A 24434-nucleotide genomic window follows, 5' to 3' on the forward strand; every position below is an offset into this window, starting at 1 on the left:
ACGATGCCGTCGTGCTAAAGGCGGAGCATGGCTTCGTTCATTTCAAATATCATTTCGATGTTCTCCGGCGGCGGCAAACCGGCGGCGCAGGCGGTAGGTCCTTCCGGCGAGCCGCAGCTCTACGCCGATTGCACGATCTATGCCGAACCGCGCAAGGAAGGCAGCCAGTATCGCCTTGCAGGGCGCATCGAAAAGAAGGTCGGCGACGAGGTGCTGGTGCGCAATTTCATCCGCGCCGATGTCTTCTCCTCGTCCGACGATGCGATCGAATGCACGGTGCGCAAGGCGCAGCAAATCATTGATCAGCACGGTCCGTCGCTTTTTGGCGACGGCGAGAAGGTTCGCCAGGTCTGATATCCGGCACTCCGATGAGGATCGGACGCTGGGCTGGAAACTTCTTTGCTTTTCAAGTCTCTGAGCCGAGTGCTCATCCGAACCGCGTAAGCTTGCACACGCAATCTTAAAGGATTGCGGCGAATGATATGGCCTGCAGGATTTGCAGGGCTGCCTTCGTGTTTCACTTTTTCGGACGATCGACCACAGGATCCGCCGCCGCGATCGCCGCGCCGGCAAGGAGACGCGGTCGTCGACGGGAAGCCTGGGTGTCGTGATGGCGATGTTCAACCTCGCTCTCTTCGTCGTCGAAGCGGTCGCCTATTTCGTGCTGATGGTGACGCTTCTGCATTTCCGCCACCGGCTCGGCCTCGGAGTCTTCCTGACGGCCCTCGGCGTCATGCATTTCATGGAAACCTATCTGGCCGCGGTTTTCTATGTCTCGCTGCCCTTCGGAGACGTGTCGCCCGGCTCATCGGTCTTCTTCTCCGGCAAGCTGATGATGATCCTGATGCTCTACCTCAGGGAGGATGCCGCGACGGTGCGCCAGCCGATCTACGGCCTGTTCCTCGGCAATCTCTTGACCGTCGGAATCGCCTGGGTTCTGCAGTTGCATCAGCCGCTGCAGCTGTCGGCCGGGCATGCGCCCGATGTCGATTTCCTCAAAGAGATGGGCTGGCTGATGATCTGGGGAACGGCGCTGCTCTATATCGATTCGCTCGGCATCATCCTGCTCTACGAAAAGCTCGGCGATTTCTTCCGCCGGCGCGTCGTCCTGCGTTTGATGATCTCGGGCTTTGCGCTGCTGACCTTCGACCAGGTCGGCTTCTTCGCCGCGCTGCATTATTTCCTGGATGTGCCGATTGCTGTCTTCTGGGGCGGCTGGAAAGCCAAGATGCTCGCCGTCTGCCTCTATGCGGCGATGTTTGCGATCTACGAATATCATATTCGCCGTGTCGGCGCCGACGCCTCCGCCCGCTCCATCAGCGACGTGTTCGGCGACCTGACCTTCCGCGAGCGCTACAACGATCTTCTGGAACGCACCGGCCGCGATATGCTCACCGGCGTCTATGATCGCACCCGCATGGAGCTGGAAGCGCCGCTGATGGTGCACGAAGCGTTGAGGCAGGGGCTGTTTGCCACCGTCCTCATCATCGACGCCGATCACTTCAAGGACGTCAATGACGGCTACGGCCACCTTCAGGGCGACGAGGTGTTGAAGTCGATCGCCGTGCGGCTCGGTACGACGCTGCGGTCCAGCGACCGTATCTTCCGCTTCGGCGGCGAGGAATTCGTCGCCGTCTGTCCCGGCACCGACCATGAGGAAGGGCTGTTGCTCGCCGAGCGCCTGCGCTGGATGATCGCGACCAGCGTCAAGACACCGGATGAGAAACCGGTGACGGTCAGTATCGGCGTAGCGACAGCCGACGAGGACGGCGCCAGCTTCACCGCCGTGCTCTCGGCAGCCGACGGCCGGCTCTACGCAGCCAAGAAGAGCGGCCGCAACTGCGTCGTCGGCCGTTCCGGCGTGGTGAAGCTTGGTTGACCCGATCAGCGCAGCAGATCGGCTGTCAGTGTTCGTGATGTTGCGTGAATCGAAACACTTCATGCCAGTATCTTTTAATTTCAATGGCTTATAAGAACGATAAAAACGGCTTGTTGGCATAACGCAAACATGATCTCCATTGCCTCCACATTTCGCATGCGAGGGGCGCGGAGACATGAGCGATACGGTTGCACGAACGAAGGTCGATGGCGGCGAGTTTGCCGTCTTGTGTGTCGGAGGATTTCTTCTTTCGATCGCCTATGGCGTCACCTTTCTGATCCCGATGCTGGTCGGCCAGCGCGGTGGCAACGAAGCGCTCGCCGGCCTGATCATCTCGGCCGCGACCATCAGCACCGTCATTATCGTCATCTTCTCCGGCCACATCGCCGATGCCATCGGTTCGGCGCGGGCGGTCGCGATTTCCGGACTGTTTCTGGCGGCATCGGGGCTGGGATTTGCCACGGTCTCCGCAGCCGGGCTGAGCCTGATGACCGTCGGTTTCGTCCTCGGCATCGGTTGGGGCACGTTTTATGCGCTCGGCCCCATCCTGGTCGCCGCGATTACCGAATCGGAGCACCGGATCAGGTTCTTTGCTCTGCTTTCGGGATCGATGATGTCGGGCATCGGCGCCGGACCGATCATCGGCCGCATTGTCACCGGCTGGTCTCTGCCGATAGAGACGGCCTTCGCCTTTGCGTTTCTGGCCAGTCTTGTCGGTGGCGCGCTCTATCTCCTGCTGCATGTCAGGCTGACCTCTGCCGGCAAGATCCTGCCGCATGTCAACAAGATCTCGTTCGCCACAGCACGTCGGGTGATCGCTTCACGGGCGATCTATTCCATCGCCATGGTCGGTGTCGGCGGCGCGATCTTCGGCGGACTGTCCAGCTTTCAGACCAGCTACGCCAAGGCACACGGTTTCGATTATGCGCTGTTCTTCATCGGTTTCATGTCCGCCGCCATCCTGAGCCGGCTGTTCGCAGCCGGATATGTGGTCAAGAAGGATCCGTTCTATGCGCTTCTCGTGCTCACAAGCCTGACGCTGGCATCCATCCTGCTGTTCCTGCTGGCGACATCAAGTCAGCTGGTCTATCTCGGAGCTGCGGCGATGCTGGGCGTGGGATATGGGCTGACCTATTCCGTCATCAATGGGCTCGCCGCGAATGAGGCACCCACAGGCCTCATGCCGCAATCGCTTCTTCTGTTCTCCCTGTCCTATTTCATCGGCGTCTTCGGCTTTCCGCTGATCGCCGGCAACCTGATCGTTTCCTCCGGCATCCAGGCCATGCTTCACGTCCTGCTGCTGCTTGCCGTCGTCAATGTGGCAATCGTCCTGTTTCGTATTGTCTCCCGTGCAAGGAATGGCTGACCGAGGCCGGGCAAACTCGGTTTGCCCGGCCTTCGCTGGTTCATGCGGCGCGGAAGATCTTGGCGCCGGAGGGCGCGCTCGTCATGCCGCCGTCAACGGTGATCTCGATACCGGTGACATTGGACGCGTCATCCGAGGACAGATAGAGCGCCGCCTTGGCAATTTCCTCGGCTTCGCTCATGCGGCCAAGCGGGCTCAGGCCGCCGAGGCGGGCCTCAAGCGCCGACATCGCATCTTCGGTCTGCGCCATCGGCGACCAAATGGGCGTCTTCGTGCCGCCTGGCGTCACCTGATTGACGCGGATGCCGCGCGGCGCGAGCTCGGAGGCCATATTGCGTGTCATCGCCCGAACCGCGGCCTTGGTTGCCGCATAGGCCGACCAGCCGGGAGCGCCGAGCACGGCATGCACCGAACCGTTGAGGATGACGGAAGCACTATCATTGAGATGCGGCAGGGCCGCTTGAACGGTAAAGAAAACCGCCGTCAGATTGGTGCTGATGATCCGGTTGAACTGCTCTGGCGACGTGTCGCCGAGCGGTGTCGCGCCGCCGATCCCGGCATTGGCGAAGACGATGTCGAATTTACCGACCTTCGCGGCGGCTTCCGCAAAAGCCTTCTCGGTAGCGGCGGCATCGGTGACATCGACCTTCAGCGCCAGCACGCCGGCCCCAAGCGCCTTTTCGGCGGCCGCAAGCGTTTCCGGGTTGCGGCCAGTGATCACCACCCTGGCGCCCTCGTTGATGAAGACTTTCGCTGTCGCAAGACCGATACCGCTGTTGCCGCCGGTGATGAGCGCAACCTTGTTTCTTAGACGCATGATTCATGCTCCTCTTGGAAATGGCAACGATCTGGATTATGATCGTTATCTATAAGGATTATGAGTGTAATCCACATGAGTCAAGAGGCAATATCGGAGAATTGCGATGGGTCGTTCGCAGCTTGAAAAACAGAAGACGCACGAAAAGATCGTCGAGACCGCGTCGAAACGGCTGCGCGAGGAGGGGCTCGAAGGCATCGGCGTCGCCGACCTGATGAAGGAGGCCGGACTGACCGTCGGCGGCTTCTATAAGCACTTCGCCTCCCGTGACGATCTCGTTGCCGAGGCGATCCAGTCCGCCTTCGATTCATGGGGGCGCAAGCTGGAGGCCGAGGGTGTGGATCCGGCGAAGATGACGGTTGCCGATATCGCCGATCGCTATGTCAGCGCCTATCACCGCGACAATCCCGGCGAGGGCTGCCCTTTCGCGGCGCTGACGTCCGATATAGCGCGCGGCGGCGAGCAGGCGCGCGGCATTGCGACCGAGCGGCTGGAACGAAATTTCCAGGCTTTGGCCAGCAAGGCTGCGGGGGCGAATGATGGTGAAAGGCGGCGAAAGGCGATCTTGGCTTTTGCCATGATGGCAGGCGGCGTCGGCCTTGCCAGGATTTCTTCGGATGAAAGCCTTTCGGCCGAAATCCTGGCGACCATCCGGGAGTTTGTCGCCGGTATCGACAAATGACGAACGGCCGGCAAACGCCGGCCGTTCGATGAGATGGCGAGAGCCGATTAGGCGGCGAGAGCGATTTCCTCAACGCGCGACTTGGCGGCGCCGATGGCCTTTTCAGCGGCTTCCGGACCAAAGGCCAGGCCTTCGACATAGATGGTCTCGATATCGGTGATGCCGAGGAAGCCGAAAACCGATTTCAGGTAGGGCACGGCATGGTTCAGAGGGGCAGCCGGACCCTGCGAATAGACGCCACCCGAAGCAAGCACGACATAGACCTTTTTGCCGGTGACGAGGCCGACCGGGCCGCTTTCCGTGTACTTGAAGGTCAGACCGGCGCGGGCGACGTTGTCGATCCAGGTCTTCAGCGACGAATAGATATTGAAGTTGATGAGGCCGGTGCTGATGACGATCGTGTCGGCGGCAAGCAGTTCGTTGACGAGTTCGTCAGAGGTCTGAACGGCAGCGGTTTCCTCGGCGGTGCGGGCTTCGGCCGGCTTGCGGATCGCGCCGGTGAAGAGATCGTCGATATGCGGCAGCGGATTGGCGGCGAGGTCGCGGCGAACGACAACGCTGCCCGGCTTCTGGTTCTTCAGCTTTTCGGCGAGATCGACTGCGATCGGGGTCGAGAGCGAATCGGCACGCGGGCTGGACGTCAGAAGAAGGATGGACGACATGGTGCATTTCCTTTCGAATTGAAGTGGACGGCCCTTTGCTGGGAGGGTGAGCCGCTGTTTCAATGAGGAAAATATGTCTGGTCTGCTATCGAAAAAACGGTGATAATGTCGATCGAAACTATCGATGGAATGGATGGAAAATGCTTCCGAACCCGACGCTGGATCAGTTGCAGGTGTTTCTGACGGTCGCCGAGACCGGCAGCTTCTCGGCCGCCTCGCGTGTGCTGAACCGCGCGCAATCGGTCGTCAGCTATACGATCGCCAATCTGGAAGCCCAGCTTGAAATGCCGCTTTTCGAGCGCTCCGGCGCGCGCCAGCCGAAGCTGACGGAGGCGGGCAAGGCGATGCTGGAGGACGCGCGCCGCATACTCGGCGACCTGCAGGTCATGCGGGCGCGCGTGAAGAGCCTGCGGGAAGGGCTCGAAGCGGAGGTTTTCGTCGCCATCAGCGTCATGGTGCCCTCGCGGGCCGTGGTCGATGTGCTCCACGAATTCCGCGAAAAATTCCCGTCGGTTTCGTTGAACCTCAATGTCGGCGAACTCGGAATGGTGATGGATCTCGTTCTGAACGGCAAGGCGACGATCGGTATCGGCGGCGCGGTCCTCAAGCAGGAGGATTCGATCGTCACGGAACGGATCGGCCATTCCTTCATGCTGCCCGTTGCCGCGCCGAACCATCCGCTTGCCGCGATCGGCCGGCCGCTGACGCTTGGCGACGTGCGCGAGGAAGTACAGCTGGTCGTCACCGACGCGTCGGGACGGACGAAGGGGCGGGATTTCAATGTTCTGTCCTATAAGACGTGGCGTGTCAGCGATATCGCCACGAAGCACCAGCTCATCAAGGCCGGCCTTGGTTGGGGCGGTCTTCCGGCTTCCATCATGCATGATGATCTGCGCAGCGGCGCGCTCGTCCATCTCGATCTGGAAGCTTATGAACAGGGCGAATACGCCATCTATTCGATGCGCCAGCTCGCCAACCCGCCCGGGCCAGCCGCCAGCTGGATGATCGATGCCTTCCGCACGCGGCTGTCCCAATGCCCGAACCAGGCCGATTTCCATGCCGAGATGGCGGAGTTGCGGGACATGGCCCCGCCGCTCGCGGCCGAATGATGAAGGCGCGATGCCGCGCCTTCATTCATCTCACTCTGATTAAAGAACCAGTCTGAACTTCGAGAAGCCGTCGGCTCCTTCGCCGGCCTCCTCGATCTTGACGCTCTTGACCGCGGTGAGGAACTGCTTCGCCTTCGGGCCGCTTTCGAAAGTGACGGTCGTGCCGGCAAGCGGCTCAAAGGTCCAGTTCGCGTCCGCCGACGGATTGATCGTGCCCTGCTCATGGACATAGCGGACGATGACGTCGCGATTGGTATCCGGCGCCTGGAAAATCACCTTGTCAGCCGTAATCTCAGGGAAGTTTCCGCCGCCGCCGGCGCGATAATTGTTCGAGACGACGACGAATTTCTGCGCCGGATCGATCGGCTTGCCATTGAAGGCCAGGTTCTGGATCCGGTTGGAGTCGGGATTGATCGCCTTGCCGGATGAATCATATTTCGGCGGCTGCGACAGATCGATCTGGTAGGTAACGCCGTCGATCACGTCGAAATTATAGGACGGGAAGTCGGTGTTGAGCAGCGGCGCATCCTTCGAGCCTGCGGGAACGTGATTGAACATGCCGGCCGACATTTCGAGCCAGTTCTTCACCTGAGCGCCGGTGATCGCCACGGCCTGGACCGTGTTCGGATAAAGATAGAGGTCGGCGACGTTCTTGATGGCGATGTCGCCGGCCGGAACGTCGGTGTAATAATCCGCGCCGCCGCGCCCGCCGGCCTTGAAGGGGGCCGCGGCCGAAAGCACCGGCAGATCCTTATACTCGGTGTCGGCGAGCATCTGCTTGATGTACCAGGTCTGAGCCTGGCTGACGACCTGGACGGAGGGATCGTCGGCGACGAGTGCGAAATAGGAATAGAGCGGCGCGGAGGTCTTGCCGACGGGGGTGCGGACATAGGCGAGCGTCGCCTCGTGCTCGGCCTTGGCGGCCTCGACCACTTCTTTCTTGTCGGCGTAGTCGGCCACCACCTTCTTCTTGTCGTCGCGGTGATAGATCGGCCGTGCTTCCGAGGTGAAGTCGACGATCTTCCAGCTGTTGCCGTCCTTTTCGAGCAGCAGGTCGATAAGGCCGAGATGCGAGCCCCAGAAGCCGGCCATCACTGCGGGCTTGCCATGCAGCGTGCCCTTGACGGGGTCGGCATTGGCGATGCCGTCCCAGCTCTTCGGGCCGGGGAAGACGAGATGCTGATGGCCGGTGAAGATCGCGTCGATCCCTTCGACGGCGGCGAGATGCAACGAGGCGTTCTCCATCTTTTCGGAGGGCGCGGCTCCGTCGATGCCGGAATGGGACAGCGCGATGACGATATCGGCGCCGGCTTCCTTCATGGCGGGGACCCAGGCTTTGGCGGCCTCGACGATATCGCGCGTCTGCGCCTTGCCCTCGAGGTTCTTGACGTCCCAGAGCATGATCTGCGGCGGCACGAAGCCGATGAAGCCGATCTTGACCGGGCTCTCCTTGCCGGCGCCGTCCTTGATCTGTTTTTCCAGGATGACGTAGGGCTTGAAGAACAGGTCGTCCTGCTTCGGGTCCGAGGCGAGCTGGCCCTTGGTCAGGTTGGCGCAGACGAAGGGGAAATTCGCGCCTGACAGAACCTTGAACATGAAGTCGAGGCCGTAATTGAACTCGTGATTGCCGAGCGTGCCGACCGAATAGCCGAGCGTGTTCATCGCCTTGATGACAGGATGGATGTCGCCGTCCTTCATGCCGTGCTGATAGGCCATATAGTCGCCCATCGGATTGCCCTGCAGCACGTCGCCATTATCGATCAGCAGCGAGTTGGCGGCTTCCGCGCGGATATTGTCAATGATCGTTCCGGTACGCGAAAGGCCCATCGTGTCGTTCGGCTTGTCGGCATAATAGTCATAGGGGAAGACGTTGACGTGAATGTCGGTCGTTTCCATCAGCCGCAGATGCGCCTGGTTGGCGCTGGCCCGCGCGCTGAAAGGGTGCAGCAGCACCAGAGCGGAAGTCGCGGCGAGACCGCCGAGCAGGGAACGGCGGCTCATGACGCCGACATCGAAAATGGAAGACATGGAAACCTCTCCTTCAAAGATCATGCATCGTCCGGCCCGTCAGAATTAGGACGATTTGGCGAGGAGTACACTTCAAAAATGACGGGACGGCAAAACAATCCGGGCGAAAGGCGGCGTGGTTTTAAAATACAATTTATGGTAAAGTCGTCGGGCTGACATCCATCGGGGGACTGGATCATGAGCCGGGTCGTCATCGCAATGGTCGGAGGTTTCGGAGGCACCGCGCCCAGTCTGGTCGACAAGGCGCAGGCGCTCTACAGCGGCGACGTGGAGAAATGGCTGACGAGCACCGCAAATCCGTGGATCTCGGTTGCCTGTGCGCTCGGCGCCATCACGGTCTTCTTCGTCATCGGCGCCGCGATCGCCCTGATCTACCGCGAGCAGCAGCTGCAGAAGGCGCTTCTCCTCGGCATCGGCGCGCCGGCTCTCATCATGGCGGCCGCGCAAGGCAGTTCGGTCAACCCGAAGCCGATCGAAGTCAAGCCGGCCGAAGTCAGGCCGGTCTCCAGCCTCTTTTCCATTGCCGGTGCCGCCTATGCCCAGGACGGCAATCGCTCGCTGCCGCCCCGTGTCGAACTGAGGGTCAATCCGGGCTGGACTGAGGGCGAATGTCAGACCTGCGATATCAAATTCCTTGGCAGCGACGGCCAGATCATCGCCAGCGAGCCCCTTTCAGCAAGCCCGGCGCCCGGCGCCGTCAACGTGCCCCTCGGCACGGAGACGATCGTGCTGTCAGGCGCCAACGCCAACAGCGCCGCCATCGATGTCAGGAATCTGGATGCCAAGCTGCCGCAGACTCAAGGCCCGGTCACCCTCGACGTCAACGTCAACCGCAGCTACTGGAACGACCTCAGCCGCTCCTTCGGCGCCAAGACGGTGCAGCCTTATGATTTCAGCGTCGACGTCGCCAAGTGAGGCGGGCGGCCGCCGCCGCTATTCGGTCTGACCAGCGGACGCACCGCCAGCACCGGCCGTATTTCCTTGTGGAAAAATCGGAAATAGGAGGAAACCTGAGCGCGTGCATTCGAATTCACGTCGAACTGGATGCCGACGCGGCCATTGTGCTTCCAGCGGATGATGCCCTCCAGCAGTCCGAGGTTTTCCGCTTCGATCCGCACCTTGCTGCCGGAGGCGGCGTGAACCGGTCCCTTCGTCTCCAGAGCGGCGCCTGTTGCCGAGAGGTTGAGGATGCGGACATCCACCTCGGTGTTCAGATATCTCATATTGCCGAAGACACGGCAGTTTTTGCGGTCGGCCTTCCGGGCCGTAATTTTCAGGTTGCGCGTCATACTGTCTCCCTTGGACATCGCGATGGGAGCATAGCGCCGGAAAATTGAAATGGTTTTAGGGGCTTGGCTAAAATTGCAGTGAAACGTCATTTGGCTGCGGCGGCCGTCCGGCGTCCCACAACATGCTCGCGCCAGATGGTGAAGATGCCGGCGGCGACGACGATGACCGAGCCGATGATGGTGTTGAGACTGAGCGTTTCGTCGTAGATCGTCACACCGATGATCGAGGCGTAGACCAGTGATAGATAGGTTAGCGGCTGGACGGCGGCGGCATCGAGGAGATCGTAGGCGCGGATCAGGAAATAATGGCTGGAAATGCTGGTCATGCAGACGAGCGCCATCCAGCCCCAGTCTCCGGGCGACATCCAGCTCCAATAGAACGGGCCGATGATGGTCATCGCGATGCCGCCGATGACGCCGGTATAGAAGAAGCTGGTCATCGACGAATCGTCGCGGCTTACGAGACGCGTGGCGATGACATAGAAGGCGAAGTTGAAGCAGGAAATGATGGCCAGCAGCAGTTTCACATCGAAAAACTCGCCTTCCGGCTTCAGGATCAGCAGCACCCCGAAAAGTCCGGCGCCGATCGCCATCCACCGTCGCCAGCCGACGCGCTCGCCGAGGATCGGCATCGACAGCAGCGCGATCAGGATCGGTGTGGCGGAAAAGATCGCTTGTGAACGGGCAAGGCCGATCACGGCAAAACAGGTGATGGCCAGAACCACCTGGACGGCAAGCAGCACGCCGCGCACTACCTGTAGGGCAGGGCGTTTGGTGCGGGCAGTCGCTTTGAGACCACCGCGCATCTTCGAAGCGAGGATGATCGTGAACAGCGCGAAGGCCCAGTAGCGGATCATCGTCACGAAGATCGGCGGGTAGGCAGACGCCAGATGTTTCGAGATGGCGTCCTGAAGAGAGAAGATGGTGATCGCCAGAAGAGCGAAAATATAACCGTGAGTCTTCGATGTCATAATATGCCGATGAGCGGGAAACGCCCGCGCGCACCGAAAGTCTGGGCAGGCTTTCGGCAAATATGCAAGGCCTCAAAGTCCGACATTTGGCCTGTCGATGATTTCTCTGAGCGCGAAGCTCGAATTGATCTTGACCACGTGGGGCAGGGCCGACAGCCAGTCGCGATGGATGCGTTCGTAATCTTCCAGATCGCGGGCGGCGACCCTGAGGATATAGTCATATTCGCCCGACATCAGATAGCAGACGAGCACGTTGGGGCAGAGCTTCACCGCCGCCTCGAATTCCGCCAGCGTCTTGGCGAACTGGCCGGAGAGCGAGATATGCACGATGGCGATCATCTTGTAGTCGAGCGCCTTGTGCGAAAGCCGTGCATGGTAGCCATCAATGACGCCGCTTCTCTCGAGAATGTCGAGCCGGCGCGAACAGGCTGAAGCCGACAGTCCGATCCTTTCGGCAAGCTCGGCATTGGTGATGCGCGCATCGGCCTGAAGTACCTTGAGAATCGCAAGATCGATGGTGTCGAGATCAGCCATTCGTAGAACTTTTGAAAAAAGACGATGAAGACGCAATAATCTCCGAAAAATCGCATTTCTGCAAATCGTCTTTGCAAGGACATTTCGCGGTCTTGGTGGTTGGATTCATCCTCAGAGGAGATCCGCAATCGCGGAGACAATAGGAGAGGAACGCGCATGCGTGTCGGTTGCCCGAAGGAAATCAAGAATCATGAATATCGCGTCGGCCTGACGCCGGCTTCGGTGCGCGAATATGTGGCCCATGGCCATGAAGTCTGGGTGGAGACCAAGGCGGGCGCTGGCATCGGCGCTGATGACGCCGCCTATGCCGCGGCTGGCGCGAAGATCGCCGCCTCCGCCAAGGATATTTTCGAAAAGTGCGACATGATCGTCAAGGTCAAGGAGCCGCAGCCCTCCGAGTGGGCGCAGCTTCGCGACGGCCAGCTTCTCTACACTTACCTGCATCTGGCGCCCGATCCCGATCAGACCAAGGGCCTGCTCGCTTCCGGCGTCACCGCGATCGCTTATGAGACGGTGACCGACGAGCGCGGCGGCTTGCCGCTGCTGGCGCCGATGTCCGAGGTGGCTGGGCGCCTGTCGATCCAGGCGGGCGCAACCGCCCTGCAGAAGGCCAATGGCGGCCTCGGCGTCCTCCTCGGCGGCGTGCCCGGCGTGCTGCCGGCCAAGGTGGCGATCATCGGCGGCGGTGTCGTCGGCCTACATGCCGCCCGGATGGCCGCAGGCCTCGGCGCCGATGTCAGCATCCTCGACAGGTCGCTGCCGCGCCTGCGCCAGCTCGACGATATTTTCGCGGGCCGCATCCACACCCGTTATTCCAGCATCCAGGCGCTGGAGGAGGAGGTCTTTTCGGCCGATCTCGTCATCGGCGCCGTGCTGATCCCCGGTGCTGCTGCTCCGAAGCTCGTCACCCGCGAGATGCTGTCCGGCATGAAGAAGGGCTCCGTCATCGTCGACGTCGCCATCGACCAGGGCGGCTGCTTCGAGACCTCGCATGCCACGACCCATTCCGATCCGACCTACGAGGTCGAGGGCGTGGTGCATTATTGCGTCGCCAACATGCCGGGCGCCGTGCCCGTCACCTCGGCGCATGCGCTGAACAATGCGACGCTCGTCCACGGCCTGGCGCTTGCCGATCGCGGCCTGCGTGCCATCGCCGAAGACAAGCATCTGAGGAACGGCCTGAACGTGCACAAGGGCCGCATCACCAACAAGCCGGTCGCCGAGGCGCTCGGCTACGAAGCCTTCGCGCCGGAAAGCGTACTGAACGTAGCGTAAGCTTCCTGACTCTAGGTCAGGAGAAGGCGCCGGTCTCCGCAAAGGCCGGCGCCTTTGCCTTGTCGATCCGGCACTGGAAGCAGTTGTTGCGTGCCGAACGCACATGCACATAGGCGATGTCGGGCCGCGCGAGCAATGTCTCGGCATAGGCCGGAATGTCGGCGATCTCAGTCACTGCGCCGGTGCCGTAGACGATGCGGTCCTTGGCGCTGTAGCCGCGGACGATGAAGTCGGGGCTCATCGTCAACATCGGCGGCTGGATCTCTTCGGCGGCGTAACGCCGGCACGGCTGTTTGTGAAGGAAAATCGGCCCGGTTTCGGCATAGGGCTGCAGCTCAGGGAAGGGCCTGTAGGCGAAAACCAGAAACTCGTCGCCCTCTTCGATATTCTGCAGGCAATGGCGGCAAGGGTTGCCGTCACCGTCTGATGTCATTGTCTCGGGCAGATTATCATAGGCGTCGCGGCCGCCGTTCCAGAGGGCCATAGCTTCGGCAGTCGGCATGGCGGCAAAACGAATGGCGGTCATGGCAGATCTCCTTGTGATTACCATGAAATTGCACTTGGGCGGCTGCCCAAGCCACCCGTTTCTTGCGCGCTGCTGCTTGTCGCCGGCTCCTCAACGTTTGGTGGGAAATTCTACCTCTCCTCCTCATTCTTGTGCTTGTCACAGGAATGAGGAGCGGCCGGGAACCAACCCCTCAGCTTTTCCGGGCAAGCTCCAGAAGTTCTTTGTCGCTAAGCGGCCGCACGATGCCGGTGCCGGTCGAAACCGGCGAGAAGCCATACATTTGGTAGAGCTGCAGCGCGCGCGGATGGTCGAGATTGTTGGTCGTGGTGGTGACCCGCTTCGGATTGAGCGCCCAGATCGCATAGAGCGCCTGCAGCAGGAACCATTTGCCGATGCCGAGGCCGAGCGCGTGTTCGATCAGGCCGAAATGGCTGAGCTCGATCGTATCCTCGTCTTCGCAGAAATATTCGTAGAAGCCGGCCGGCGCGCCGTTCACATAGAGAACGCTGATATTGTTGCGCTTGTCGTTCAGCGTTCCGGCAAGCTGCTCGTCGCTCATACGCAGCCGGTCTACCCATTGCCAGCGCGCACCCACCTGACGGTAGAGGTAGCGATAGAAGGGCAAGGGTATCTCAGGCGCGCGCATGATCGCCGTCTGGATATTGACGGGCACAGGCATGCTCGCCTTCGGCGCCGCCGTCATTTCGAGCCGGGTGATATGGGCTTTGAGCGAAGCGGGTGTTTTCCCCATGGCGATCAGGCTTTGACCGGTGTCGGCGGACCGGTGACGATGGGCGTATCCTCACGGCTGCCCCATTCGCTCCATGAACCGTCGTAAAGCTTGTTGTCGTGATGGCCGAGCGATTCCAGCGCCAGCGTGATGATCGCCGCCGTGATGCCCGATCCGCAGGAGGTGACGACGGGCTTCGAAAGGTCGATGCCCGCATCCTCGATCGTCTGCTTGAGTTCGGGCAGTGATTTGAAGCGGCCCTGGTTCGCAAAGACGCCGGAGGGCAGGCTGCGGGCGCCGGGCATATGGCCGGAGCGCATGCCGGCGCGCGGCTCCGGCTCGGTGGCGGCGAAGCGGCCGGCGCTGCGGGCATCGGCGATCTGCATCGCGCCGCTGGAGACGATGTCGCGCATCGTATCGAGCGTTACCAACCGGCTTTCGTCGAAGTCAGGCGTGAAAATCGCCGGCGCATGCCTGGGCGCCGCAGTTTCCAGCGGCCGGCCTTCGGCCTTCCAGCCGTCGAGGCCACCGTCGAGCACGAAGACGTTCTTGGCGCCCATCACCCGGAACAGCCACCAGACGCGCGGCGAGGCGAACACACCGATGCCGTCGTAGACGACGATGCGATCCTTCTCGCTGATGCCGAGCTTGCCGACTTCGGCGGCGAAATAATCGGGCGAGGGGATCGTGTGCGGCAGCGAGGTCGAATGGTCGGCGATCTTGTCCTGATCGAAGCGGATGGCGCCGGGAATGTGGCCGGCCGCATATTCCGCGTCGGCGTCGCGCTTCTGTGCCGGCAGATAGAAGGAGGCGTCCAGTATGCGCAGATCCGGCTTGCCGAGTTCGGCCTGCAGCCAGTCGGCGGAGACGACGAAACGGCTTGTGGTCTCACTCATTGTGATCTCCCTTGATGATCAGGCTTCGTCGCCGGGCGTGCCGAAGCGGATGCGGAAGCGCCGGTTCTCCTTGCCCTTCTTCTCGATCTTGGCGATGTGAATCTGGCCGACTTCCTGTGTCTCGGAGACATGTGTGCCGCCGCAGGGCTGGCTGTCAATCGAGGAGTTCTCGCCGATGCAGACGAGGCTGACGCGCCCGAGCCCCATGGGCGGGCGCACATTCTTCGATTTGACGATATCAGGGTTGGCCACAAGCTCTTCGTCGGTGATCCATTGCAAGTAGACGGGATGGTTCTGGCCAACGAGTTCCATCAGCCTTGCCGTAACTTCGTCCTTGTCGATCGTCTCGCCCATGTCGAAATCGACCCGGCTTTCCTCCTCGCCGACGGCGGCTCCCGTGATCGGATAGGAGCAGACGACAGAAAGCAGGTGGCAGGCCGTATGCATGCGCATCAGCCGGTAGCGGCGCGGCCAGTCGACATGCAGCACCAGCGTCTCGCCGATTTCCGGCCGAGGCTCGCCGTCGCGCGGCACGTGAATGATGACGTCCTTGCTTGCGCCGTGCTTGGTTAGGCCAAGCGCGATCTTGCTGCCGTCGGCGCGTTCGAGCTCCCCGGTATCGCCGGGCTGGCCGCCCGATGTCGCATAGAAGCAGGTCTGGTCGAGTTCAATGCCCCCATCCTCGTGAATGGCGGTGACGACCGCCTCGCATGTCGAGAGATAGAAATCGTCACGGTAGAGGGCATTGACGGGCATGTGTCTCACACGGGCTCGTAGGGAACGTCGATCTCGGACGACTTGGCCATCCAGCCCGGAACGGGCAGACCCTTCGACTTCAGGAAGTCCGGGTTGAAGAGCTTCGACTGATAGCGGTTGCCGTAGTCGCAGAGGATCGTCACCACCGTATGGCCGGGGCCGAGATCCCTGGCGAGATTGACCGCGCCGGCAATGTTGATCGCCGTCGATCCGCCAAGGCACAGGCCCTCGTTCTCGACGAGGTCGAAGAGGTAGGGAAGCGCTTCGGCGTCGGAAATCCGATAGGAAAAATTGGGCGTGAAGCCTTCGAGATTGGCGGTGATGCGGCCCTGGCCGATGCCTTCGGTGATCGAGGATCCTTCGGATTTCAGCGTGCCGTTCTGATAGAACTCAAAGAGGGCCGCGCCATCGGGGTCGGCGATGCCGATCTTGACATCAGGCTTGAACGCCTTGAGGCCAACTGCGACGCCCGCCAGTGTGCCGCCCGAGCCGACCGAGCAGATGAAGCCGTCGATCTTGCCATCGGTGTCCCGCCAGATTTCCGGCGCGGTGGTTTCGACATGCGCCTGCCGATTGGCGACGTTGTCGAACTGGTTTGCCCAGATCGCCCCGTTCGGCTCGGTCTTCGCCATTTGCTCGGCAAGCCGCCCCGATACCTTCACATAGTTGTTCGGGTTCCTGTAGGGAACTGCGGGCACTTCGACGAGTTCGGCGCCGAGCAGTTTCAGCGCGTCCTTCTTTTCCTGGCTCTGCGTTTCAGGAATGACGATGACGGTGCGATAGCCGAGCGCCTTGGCGACCAGTGTCAGCCCGATGCCGGTATTGCCGGCCGTGCCTTCGACGATGACGCCGCCGGGCCGAAGCAGGCCTTTTCGCTCCGCGTCGCGGATGATGTAGAGCGCGGCGCGATCCTTCACCGACTGGCCGGGGTTGAGGAACTCCGCCTTGCCGAGAATGGTGCAACCAGTCGCCGCCGACGCGCCCTTGAGTTTGATCAGGGGCGTATTGCCGATGGCTTCGAGGACGGAGGGATGGAAGGTCATAGAATCTGCCTCTTTCGAACTCTTACTTTAGGAACGGTCTTTTCCCTTCACAAGGCTGTGTTGGCAAGAAATGCTATTCCATGCCTTCCTCGCACGCGATAAAATTTCGCTTTCCATCCCCAATATGACGTGCGGCCGGCGATCAAGCCGCGTCCGGGTGATCCGAAGATTGACTTTCCCCGTACGGATGATGGAAAAGCGAAACGCAGCGCGACAACGGGGCGTGACCGAAACCGACATGGTTCACGAACATATCGACACGATCGATGCATTGATGGCGCGTTATGTCGCCGGCTCTCTGCCGGAACCCGCTCGCGTGCTGGTGCGCTCTCATCTCGAAATGAAGCCGGACAATCGCAGCCTGGTGGAAAGTCTCGAGCTGCTTGCCGGGGAAGCCCTGGAAATTGCGCCCGAAGCCGCGATCGACGATCGCAATCGGCGGCTTGCGGCAATTTTCGCCTCCGCTTCCCCCGTGGCTGAGCCGCCGGCCGGCGCGCGGCCGGAGCACGCATTGTTTCCACGCGCAATACGTGACTTTGTCGGCTTTGAAGTCGACGATGTGCCCTGGCGCAGGCGGCTTCCGGGTTTGAAGGAATATTCGCTCGACATGGATGGCTGCGAGGTCAGCCTGATGTGGATCCGTCCCGGACGCGCCTTGCCGGCTCACACCCACAAGGGCATGGAACTGATCCTCGTTCTCGACGGGGCCTTCCATGATGAACGCGGCCGTTTCGGCCCCGGCGACATCTCCATTGCCGACGAGACGGTCGACCACCGCCCGGTCGCCGAAAAGGACAGGCCCTGCATCGCTTTTGCAGTTTCCGACGGGCCGGTCACGCTCACGGGATCCTTCCGTCAGATGATCGGCGACCTGATCGGCTGAAAAGCAGCCACAATGGTGTGATAAAGCCGTAAATCCGGAGGGTAGAAGAACTTCCGGATCTGGTTCCGCATTGATGAGGCAGAGCAGGAGGAGCATGTCATGCGTGATTTCATTGCCCGTCCCGAACATGGAATCGTCTGGATCTCAGGCGCGAGCTCGGGGATCGGCCGCGCACTGGCGCTGACGCTCGCCTCGGAGGGATACAAGGTCGCCGTCACCGCCAGAAGCCATGAAAAGCTGGTCGAATTGCAGGCCGAGGCCAGCGGCCTGTCCGGCAGCATCATCGTGCTCGACGGCGACGTCACCGATGCCGAGGACATGGAGCATGTCATGGCCTCCATCGAATACGAGCATGGAACGCTCGCCATGGCGATCCTCAATGCCGGGGTCTACCTGCCGGTCCATGCGGAGGAGCTGAACCGCGCCGATTTCGAAAAGAGTTTCGCCGTCAATCTTTCCGGCGTCGTCAACTGTCTGCTGCCGGCAATCCGCCATATGAAGGCGAAAGGGCAGGGGCAGATCGCCATCGTATCCTCCGTCACCGGCTATGGCGGCCTGCCGACGAGTGCCGCCTATGGCGCCACCAAGGCGGCGCTGATCAACATGGCGGAAAGCCTGAAATTCGATCTCGACAAGATGGGGATCCGCATCCAGCTCGTCAGCCCGGGTTTCGTCGATACGCCGGCGACGAGAAAGAACGCTTTTCCGATGCCGGCCCTGATATCGGCCGAAGACGCCGCCCGGCAAATCGCCGTCGGTTTGAAATCGCAGGCCTTCGAGATCACCTTCCCGAAGCGCTTCACCATTCTGTTTAAGCTGATGCGGTTGCTGCCCTACGGCGCTTATTTCGCGCTGGTCAACCGCATCACCGGCTGGCGGGAGCGGCCCTCGGCGGCTGGTCGCCATCCGGCGACGCCGCATCCGGTGAAGTGATCAGCGGCGCGAGAACACCACCTGACGCACATCGATATTGCGGGCGCGGAAGCCGGCCTCGCAATAGAACAGATAGAATTCCCAGAGCCGCTTGAAACGTTCGTCGAAACCCATCGGACGGATGCGCTCCCAGACCGACCAGAAGCGCTCGCGCCATTCGGCAAGTGTGCGGGCATAATCGAGTCCGAAACCAAAGTCCCTGACCAGTGACAAATCGACCTTGCCGGCGAGTTCGGCGAGATGGTTGCGCGTCGGCAGCATGCCGCCGGGGAAGACATATTTCTGGATGAAGTCGGGATTGCTGCGATACTGGTCGAAGGCTTCGGGCCTGATCGTGATGATCTGCAGGCCGGCCTTGCCGCCCGGCTTCAGGCATTGCCGGAGCTTGGAGAAGTAGGACGGCCAGTATTTCTCGCCGACCGCTTCGAACATCTCGATCGAGACGATCCGGTCGTAGAGCCCGGCCTCGTCGCGATAATCCTGGAAGCGGAGCTCGACCCGGTCGCCGAGGCCGGCCTTGTGGATACGCTCTTTTGCAAAGGCGAGCTGCTCCCGGCTGATCGTCAGGCCGGTCACCTTGCAGTTCAATTCGCTCGCGGCGAATTCGGCAAAACCGCCCCAGCCGCAGCCGATCTCCAGCACATGATCGCCTGGCCGGATGCCGGTCGCCTCGGCAAGCGCCCGGTACTTGGCGTTCTGGGCCGATTGCAGGTCGTTGGCGCCGGTCGAATAGAGCGCCGAGGAATATGTCATGCTCGGATCGAGCCATTGCCTGTAGAAATCGTTGCCGAGATCGTAGTGAGCGGAGATGTTGCGCTTCGAGCCCATCTTGGTATTGGCGTTCATCCAGTGTCGGACGCGCTCGACGAGGCGGCTGACGCCGCGTTTGCCGTGCGCATAGCTATACGCGGCCTCGCCGTTGACGAGGAAGAGTTCGAGGAATGCCGCGATATCAGGGCTGTCCCAGTCGCCGTCCATATAAGTTTCGGCAACGCCGATCGTTCCGCTCGTCAGCGCCCGATAGGCAAGGTTCCAGTTGTTGAGGCTGAGTGCCGCCTTCGGCCCAGCCTTCTTTCCCTCGATCAGCAGCCTGCGGCCATCGGGCAGGGTGACGGCAAGTGAGCCGTACTGCATGCGCAGAAGTCCGCGCAGCGCGAGCTTTGCCTTGAACGGCAGACCCTTCACGAGGCGGGATATGTTTTCGGCCGTCAGCGTCACCGCGTCACGGGCCAGCAGATTCCAGTCCTGCGTCTTGCGCATCTTCCTCCTCCCGCATTCTTTTTGCCGGTGAGGGACGACGATCCATCCGTAACGATGTTCTCGGGCGGCCTCCGGCCATTGTAGAGAAAGCTAATGTCATTCCGCCGCCTCCGCAAGCGGCGGGGGGCGGTGGACGCTGACGGCAGGCGGAGGCACGGGGCGCCTGATATAACGCATGCCTTTCAGCCAGAGTTTCAGCGCCTCCCAGTGGATACCCGCCACGATCTTGAAAGTGAGGAAGGGGATGCGCGCCGTCAGCGCCAGCAGCGAGGCATTGGTCAAGGGAAGCTGCCGTCCGGAAAATGTCGCCGAGAGGAGCGGGCCTTCGCTGTCGGTTTCGAGGATGCGCCAGCGGATTTCCGCCCCGGGCGGCAGCATACGGAAATGATAGCGCGCAGCCATGCCGATGAAAGGCGAGACGTGGAAGCGCTTGTCGCAGCTCTGGCGAAGTCCGCCCTCCCAAATCTCGCCACGGCCAACCGGACAGACGTAGCTATGCCTCTCGCCAAAGGTGTTGCGCACCTCGTAGATCATCGCGATGAGGCCGCCATCGGCATCATAGGCATGGTAGACGGAGAGCGGGTTGAAGACATAACCGATGATGCGGGGATAGCAGACGAGCAATATCCTTGCCGCCCGATCGAGGCCTGGCGCGGCGAGCAGCCGGTCGGCATAGGCGCGCAGCGTTAGGCTCTCGTCATCGGCATGGTCTTTCTCATGAAACGAGACGAGATTGCGCCGGTTGACGGAAAACAAGGCCGACAGACGGCCGGCCTCGTCCAGCCGGTCGAGATCGATAAGCAAAGAGAATACCCGATAGCGGAAGCGATGGCCGAAGGGTTTCATCCGTTGATGCATGATGTCGCCGGCGTAGAGTGCCGCCGCGGCATCCGGCGGCGGGCCGTTACCGGTGACGCTAACGCCCTGCCTTTTGCCTCGCCCGCTCATGCCGCCACCTCCGGCTGGGGTTCGCAGGTGAGCGGCCGTGCGGCCCGCCAAGGGATGCTCCCGCCCAGGGCCTCGGCCGCCGCAAGGCCGGATACGAGCCCGTCCTCGTGGAATCCATATCCCGTCCAGGCGCCGGCGAAGTAGCAGTTATTCTGCCCCTGAATGGCGGCGAGCGTCCGTTGCGCCGCCATGGCTTCGGCCGAAAATTGCGGGTGCTCATAGGTGAATTCCGCAAATACCTTGCCGGCGTCCGGCTCGCGGTCCGGATTGAGCGTCACGAACAACGGAAACTTGGGATCGATCTCCTGCAGCCGGTTCATCCAGTAGGTCACGGCGACGCCTGCCTTTCCATCCTCATGGCTGGAGCGCAGATAGTTCCAGGAGGCCCAGACCTTGCGTCGTTGCGGCATCAGCGCCTCATCGCGGTGAAGGACGACGCGGTTTGGCTGGTAGGGGATCGCGGCAAGCAGCCTGCTTTCCTGGTGCGTGGCATCGGCGAGCAAACGTGCCGTCTGATCGCTGTGGCAGGCGAAGATCACCTTGTCGAACAGGCGTTCACCGCCGCTTTCGTCGATGAGCTTGACGCCATCTTCTGAGCGTATCGCCCCGCGCATGCCGCAGGAAAGCTTCACCCGCTCACCAAGCGGCTGGAGCAGCCGATCGAGATAGGTTCGGCTGCCGCCGGTCACCGTGCGCCACTGTTGCTGTCGGCGATAGATCAGCCGGTGATTGTCGAAGAAGTTGACGAAGTGCTCGGCTGGAAACTGCAGCATGCGGGCCGACGGCGTCGACCAGATCGCCGCCGCCATCGGCACGAGATAATTATTGGTGAAGCCGGGCGAGAAACCGCGCCAGTCGAGATAGTCGCCGAGCGAGCGCGAGGCGAGATGGCCGGCGGCCCGGTCTTCGAGGCACATGCGGTTGAAGCGCAGGATCTCGCGGATCATCCATAGGAAGGACGGCCGCAGCAGATTGCGCTTCTGCGCGAAGACCGAGAGCAGCCCACCGCCGCTCCATTCCAGTTTGCCGCGGTCGAGCGAGAGCGAAAAGCTCATGTCGCTCGCATGCGTGGTGATGCCGAGTTCGGCAAAGAGCGCCGTCAGATTGGGATAGTTCGCTTCATTGTAGACGATGAAGCCGGTATCGACGGCAATCCGAAACCCGTCGTATTCCACATCGACCGTCGCCGTATGGCCGCCCGCCCGCGCCTGGCTTTCGAAGAGCGTCACGTCGTGCACGGGGTTCAGCGCCCAGGCCGCAGAGGCTCCCGAGATGCCGGAGCCGATCACCGCGATCTTCAGCCGGCGCGGAGCGGGGCGAAAATGCGCGTTCATGCGGCGTCCCTCGTCGCTTTATAGGCCGCAAGCGCCCGGTTGCGGGCATGGGCGTGATCGACGATCGGTTTCGGGTAGCTTTCGCCCAGGATGATGCCGGCCGCGTCGAGTGCGCTCTTCGGCGCCTCGAACGGCCGGTGAAGGTATTTCGCGCCGAGCGTGCCGAGCTCCGGCACATAAGACCTGACGTAATCGCCGTCGGGATCGAATTTCTCGCCCTGCAGCACCGGGTTGAAGATGCGGAAGAACGGCGAGGCGTCCGCTCCCGAGCCGGCCACCCATTGCCAGCTCGCCGCATTGTTGGCCGGATCGGCGTCGACCAGCGTATCCCGGAACCACGCTTCGCCCCGGCGCCAGTCGATCATCAGGTCCTTGATGAGGAAGGAGGCGACGATCATCCGCACGCGATTGTGCATCCAGCCATGACGCCAGAGCTGGCGCATGCCGGCATCGACGATGGGATAGCCGGTCATGCCGCGCCTCCATGCTTCGAAATCCGCGTCGTCGTTGCGCCATTCGAAGCCGTCGAAGCGATCGTTCCAATTGGCGGAGGCAAGGCGCGGGAAATGAAAGAGCAGGTGATAGGAGAATTCGCGCCAGGCAATCTCCTTGCGGAAATGCACGATGTCGGCCGTTGGTACTCGTTTCGACAGGCCGCGGGTCGCATCCCAAATGCGGGCAGGGGAGATCTCGCCGAGCGCCAGATGCGGCGACAGCATGGATGTCGCCTGCTTGGCGGGAAAGTCGCGGTTTTCCTTGTAACCGTCGAGCGCCTCCTCGACGAAGGCGGTGAGCCTCTCCTGCGCACCCTGTTCGCCCGGCGTCCAGAGATCGGCAAAATCCCTTGCCCAGTTCGGCTTTCCCGGCAGCAGCTTCCAGCGCTCCAGACTTTCCGATGCGGGAAGCCCTGATGCCAGCCGAAGTTTGGACGGCGCGTTCAGCGGCGGCTCCGGTTCGCCGGCGCTCTCCAGCGCGCGCCGGAACGGAGTATAGACGCGATAGGGCGTGTCGCTGCCCGTCATCAGCCTGGACGGTTCATGGAGAAGCTGGCCGCCAAAGCTTCTCGCCTCGACCGCCTGCATTTCCAGCTCGGCCTTGACCTCGATGTCGATGGCCACTCCCGGCGGATCGTAGCGCCTATTCCAGAAGATAGCTTCCGCGCCGGTATGCTTGATAAGGGCGCGCAGCACCTCGAGCGGCTGGCCGCTTGCCAGCAGCAACCGTCCGTGCCGCTTGCGCAGCGACTTATCGAGTGCTTCGAGCGAATGGTGCAGCCACCATGCCTGCGCTGCCCCGAGCGGTGCTGCGCCCGTCCCCTCCGGTTCCCTTATATAAAGCGGGATGATCGGCCGCCCTGAGATGTGGGCGGCGTTGAGAGCCCGGTTGTCGTCGAGACGCAAGTCCTTACGAAACCATAGAATAACCGGTTTGGGCGTGTCCTTTGCCAATGAAGCCGTTCCCCGTGTTTGTGCGACATCGTACGGATGTACGGGACGCCCGGATCAAAAGTTTCATCGGAAAGGGGTGATTTTCATTTCTGTCGGGACGAAAAAAAGGCCGGCGTGAACCGGCCTTTTCAAGCAAGCGGCCATCGGCCTGCTCAGTTGTCGTATTCTCGGCAAGCTTCGCTGATCGATGCGCCGCTCTGGCCGCCGCGAGTGTCGACGCCGGACATCTGCTGAGGCATGCCGGGGCATTCCATCGATTGCGGTCGGCCGATGCTCTGTGTCGTGGTCGGGTCGACCGGAGCGACCTGCACGGGATGCATGCCATTGTCGCTGTTGGTGTAATCCGACGAATAATTACCCGAACTCGGATCGGTCGAGCCGCCATTGGTCGGCCCGATGGGATCGGGGTTCGACTGAGCAAAGGCCGACGATGCCATGCCGATCGCCAGCAGCGAGGCGGCAACAAGGGATTTGGTCATGAGGATATCCTCCTTTGATTTTTATCTTGGATGACCTTTGGGTAACCGCCCTTTGGAACCATTGTTCCGAAATTTCTGAAAAACCTGCACGCGGACATTGCATGGTTACGCATAAACCTTAACGGCCGAAGCCGCTGGATCACCGCCGCGCCCTGCCGTAGTGGAGGATGAACGTCAATTCCGCAGCATGAGGCCGCAATGTTCGTTTCCCTGCGCGAGGCCGCAGATCTCTGTCTCCAGATCGCCCTTGCCATCGCCTTCACGGCAAGCGGCATGGCGATCGCCTCCTGCACCCTGAACGACGAAAAGGCCGGCATATCCGCGCTCGACATCAGCCGCCCCTCGCTTTGGACCGCCGTCCCCACACGTGTCGATCCGGCCGCCCAGGCCTATCTGCGGGCCGACGCTCCGGACGAACTGAAACTCGCCGACGGCGCCGCTGAACTCTGTCACGACCGGATCGGCCTTCGCCTCTCCTGCGACTTGATCGCTACTTCAGACATGGCGGCTTTCTAAGCGAAGCAGGCTGCCTCTTCGCAAGGCGGTTATCGCCGTTCTTTTCGAAAACTTGCAAAAGCCACTGATTTGCCGTTTGATCGGGCGA

26 protein-coding genes are annotated in these 24434 nt (G+C 61.5%); 10 read left to right on the forward strand and 16 right to left on the reverse strand.

The window, feature by feature from the left end:
• Window positions 1-27 precede the first annotated feature (27 nt).
• The 3 genes from ATY76_RS13365 to ATY76_RS13375 all read left to right on the forward strand — a co-directional run bounded on the left by ATY76_RS13365 (window position 28) and on the right by ATY76_RS13375 (window position 3245).
• Window positions 28-354 carry an HlyU family transcriptional regulator gene (locus ATY76_RS13365; RefSeq protein ID WP_088675234.1) on the forward strand — a complete coding sequence of 109 codons (327 nt, stop codon included), beginning with the start codon at window positions 28-30 and terminating at the stop codon, window positions 352-354.
• A 253-nt stretch (window positions 355-607) separates the two neighbouring features.
• Window positions 608-1879 (forward strand): GGDEF domain-containing protein, encoded by a 1272-nt coding sequence (locus ATY76_RS13370; protein WP_190233646.1) that lies wholly within the window; start codon window positions 608-610, stop codon window positions 1877-1879.
• A gap of 175 nt (window positions 1880-2054) precedes the next feature.
• Window positions 2055-3245 (forward strand): MFS transporter, encoded by a 1191-nt coding sequence (locus ATY76_RS13375; RefSeq protein WP_088675235.1) that lies wholly within the window; start codon window positions 2055-2057, stop codon window positions 3243-3245.
• Between the two features lie 40 nt (window positions 3246-3285).
• On the opposite strand, the gene ATY76_RS13380 is transcribed toward ATY76_RS13375, so the two are convergent.
• Window positions 3286-4062: an SDR family oxidoreductase gene (locus ATY76_RS13380; protein ID WP_088675236.1), complete on the reverse strand. Its 777-nt coding sequence runs from the start codon at window positions 4060-4062 to the stop codon at window positions 3286-3288.
• Between the two features lie 106 nt (window positions 4063-4168).
• Here ATY76_RS13380 and ATY76_RS13385 point away from each other — a divergent pair, with 106 nt between their 5' ends.
• A complete protein-coding gene (locus ATY76_RS13385; protein WP_088675237.1) occupies window positions 4169-4744 on the forward strand; it encodes a TetR/AcrR family transcriptional regulator in 576 nt (191 codons plus the stop codon).
• Window positions 4745-4791: 47 nt separating this feature from the next.
• Here ATY76_RS13385 and ATY76_RS13390 read toward each other — a convergent pair whose 3' ends face one another.
• On the reverse strand, window positions 4792-5406 hold the full coding sequence (locus tag ATY76_RS13390) for an FMN-dependent NADH-azoreductase (protein WP_088675238.1): 615 nt from the start codon (window positions 5404-5406) through the stop codon (window positions 4792-4794).
• 140 nt (window positions 5407-5546) lie between these two features.
• On the opposite strand from ATY76_RS13390, the gene ATY76_RS13395 reads away from it, so the two are divergent.
• The gene (locus tag ATY76_RS13395; protein WP_088675239.1) at window positions 5547-6515 is read left to right on the forward strand and encodes a LysR family transcriptional regulator; all 969 of its coding nucleotides are present in this window, start codon (window positions 5547-5549) and stop codon (window positions 6513-6515) included.
• A 39-nt stretch (window positions 6516-6554) separates the two neighbouring features.
• On the opposite strand, the gene ATY76_RS13400 is transcribed toward ATY76_RS13395, so the two are convergent.
• Window positions 6555-8543 carry a bifunctional 2',3'-cyclic-nucleotide 2'-phosphodiesterase/3'-nucleotidase gene (locus tag ATY76_RS13400; RefSeq protein WP_088675240.1) on the reverse strand — a complete coding sequence of 663 codons (1989 nt, stop codon included), beginning with the start codon at window positions 8541-8543 and terminating at the stop codon, window positions 6555-6557.
• A 177-nt stretch (window positions 8544-8720) separates the two neighbouring features.
• On the opposite strand from ATY76_RS13400, the gene ATY76_RS13405 reads away from it, so the two are divergent.
• Entirely contained in the window at window positions 8721-9458 is a 738-nt protein-coding gene (locus ATY76_RS13405) for a hypothetical protein (protein WP_088675241.1), read from the forward strand.
• On the opposite strand, the gene ATY76_RS13410 is transcribed toward ATY76_RS13405, so the two are convergent.
• The 3 genes from ATY76_RS13410 to ATY76_RS13420 all read right to left on the reverse strand — a co-directional run bounded on the left by ATY76_RS13410 (window position 9428) and on the right by ATY76_RS13420 (window position 11337).
• On the reverse strand, window positions 9428-9832 hold the full coding sequence (locus ATY76_RS13410) for a PilZ domain-containing protein (RefSeq protein ID WP_088675242.1): 405 nt from the start codon (window positions 9830-9832) through the stop codon (window positions 9428-9430). The genes ATY76_RS13405 and ATY76_RS13410 overlap by 31 nt on opposite strands.
• 86 nt (window positions 9833-9918) lie before the next feature.
• Entirely contained in the window at window positions 9919-10803 is an 885-nt protein-coding gene (locus ATY76_RS13415; protein ID WP_088675243.1) for a DMT family transporter, read from the reverse strand.
• Window positions 10804-10875: 72 nt separating this feature from the next.
• Window positions 10876-11337, reverse strand: coding sequence for an Lrp/AsnC family transcriptional regulator (locus tag ATY76_RS13420; protein ID WP_088675244.1), 462 nt, complete (start codon window positions 11335-11337; stop codon window positions 10876-10878).
• A 156-nt stretch (window positions 11338-11493) separates the two neighbouring features.
• On the opposite strand from ATY76_RS13420, the gene ald reads away from it, so the two are divergent.
• Complete coding sequence (ald, locus tag ATY76_RS13425; RefSeq protein ID WP_088675245.1) at window positions 11494-12612, forward strand: alanine dehydrogenase; 1119 nt, start codon at window positions 11494-11496, stop codon at window positions 12610-12612.
• A 16-nt stretch (window positions 12613-12628) separates the two neighbouring features.
• Here ald and ATY76_RS13430 read toward each other — a convergent pair whose 3' ends face one another.
• From ATY76_RS13430 to ATY76_RS13450, 5 genes are all read right to left on the reverse strand, one after another.
• Window positions 12629-13138, reverse strand: coding sequence for a DUF1203 domain-containing protein (locus tag ATY76_RS13430; protein WP_088675246.1), 510 nt, complete (start codon window positions 13136-13138; stop codon window positions 12629-12631).
• Between the two features lie 172 nt (window positions 13139-13310).
• On the reverse strand, window positions 13311-13871 hold the full coding sequence (locus ATY76_RS13435) for a GNAT family N-acetyltransferase (protein WP_088675247.1): 561 nt from the start codon (window positions 13869-13871) through the stop codon (window positions 13311-13313).
• Between the two features lie 5 nt (window positions 13872-13876).
• The gene (sseA, locus tag ATY76_RS13440) at window positions 13877-14746 is read right to left on the reverse strand and encodes a 3-mercaptopyruvate sulfurtransferase (protein WP_088675248.1); all 870 of its coding nucleotides are present in this window, start codon (window positions 14744-14746) and stop codon (window positions 13877-13879) included.
• A gap of 18 nt (window positions 14747-14764) precedes the next feature.
• Window positions 14765-15502 carry an alanyl-tRNA editing protein gene (locus ATY76_RS13445; protein ID WP_088675249.1) on the reverse strand — a complete coding sequence of 246 codons (738 nt, stop codon included), beginning with the start codon at window positions 15500-15502 and terminating at the stop codon, window positions 14765-14767.
• A gap of 5 nt (window positions 15503-15507) precedes the next feature.
• Complete coding sequence (locus tag ATY76_RS13450) at window positions 15508-16545, reverse strand: cysteine synthase A (RefSeq protein WP_088675250.1); 1038 nt, start codon at window positions 16543-16545, stop codon at window positions 15508-15510.
• A 223-nt stretch (window positions 16546-16768) separates the two neighbouring features.
• On the opposite strand from ATY76_RS13450, the gene ATY76_RS13455 reads away from it, so the two are divergent.
• A complete protein-coding gene (locus ATY76_RS13455; protein WP_190233647.1) occupies window positions 16769-17428 on the forward strand; it encodes a ChrR family anti-sigma-E factor in 660 nt (219 codons plus the stop codon).
• Window positions 17429-17527: 99 nt separating this feature from the next.
• Window positions 17528-18361 carry an SDR family NAD(P)-dependent oxidoreductase gene (locus tag ATY76_RS13460; protein WP_088675251.1) on the forward strand — a complete coding sequence of 278 codons (834 nt, stop codon included), beginning with the start codon at window positions 17528-17530 and terminating at the stop codon, window positions 18359-18361.
• On the opposite strand, the gene ATY76_RS13465 is transcribed toward ATY76_RS13460, so the two are convergent.
• From ATY76_RS13465 to ATY76_RS13485, 5 genes are all read right to left on the reverse strand, one after another.
• Entirely contained in the window at window positions 18362-19621 is a 1260-nt protein-coding gene (locus ATY76_RS13465; protein WP_088675252.1) for a cyclopropane-fatty-acyl-phospholipid synthase family protein, read from the reverse strand. It abuts the gene before it with no gap.
• A 96-nt stretch (window positions 19622-19717) separates the two neighbouring features.
• Window positions 19718-20569: a DUF1365 domain-containing protein gene (locus ATY76_RS13470; RefSeq protein WP_088675253.1), complete on the reverse strand. Its 852-nt coding sequence runs from the start codon at window positions 20567-20569 to the stop codon at window positions 19718-19720.
• The gene (locus tag ATY76_RS13475) at window positions 20566-21903 is read right to left on the reverse strand and encodes an FAD-dependent oxidoreductase (RefSeq protein ID WP_088675254.1); all 1338 of its coding nucleotides are present in this window, start codon (window positions 21901-21903) and stop codon (window positions 20566-20568) included. The genes ATY76_RS13470 and ATY76_RS13475 overlap by 4 nt, the downstream gene beginning before the upstream one ends.
• Window positions 21900-23351 (reverse strand): deoxyribodipyrimidine photo-lyase, encoded by a 1452-nt coding sequence (locus ATY76_RS13480; RefSeq protein ID WP_088675255.1) that lies wholly within the window; start codon window positions 23349-23351, stop codon window positions 21900-21902. Before ATY76_RS13480 ends, ATY76_RS13475 begins: the two co-directional genes overlap by 4 nt.
• 152 nt (window positions 23352-23503) lie before the next feature.
• The gene (locus ATY76_RS13485) at window positions 23504-23830 is read right to left on the reverse strand and encodes a hypothetical protein (RefSeq protein ID WP_088675256.1); all 327 of its coding nucleotides are present in this window, start codon (window positions 23828-23830) and stop codon (window positions 23504-23506) included.
• Between the two features lie 198 nt (window positions 23831-24028).
• On the opposite strand from ATY76_RS13485, the gene ATY76_RS13490 reads away from it, so the two are divergent.
• Window positions 24029-24346, forward strand: coding sequence for a hypothetical protein (locus ATY76_RS13490; protein ID WP_088675257.1), 318 nt, complete (start codon window positions 24029-24031; stop codon window positions 24344-24346).
• Window positions 24347-24434 lie beyond the last annotated feature (88 nt).

The sequence above is a fragment of the Rhizobium sp. R339 genome (genome assembly GCF_002211395.1).
Classification (GTDB): Bacteria; Pseudomonadota; Alphaproteobacteria; order Rhizobiales; family Rhizobiaceae; genus Rhizobium.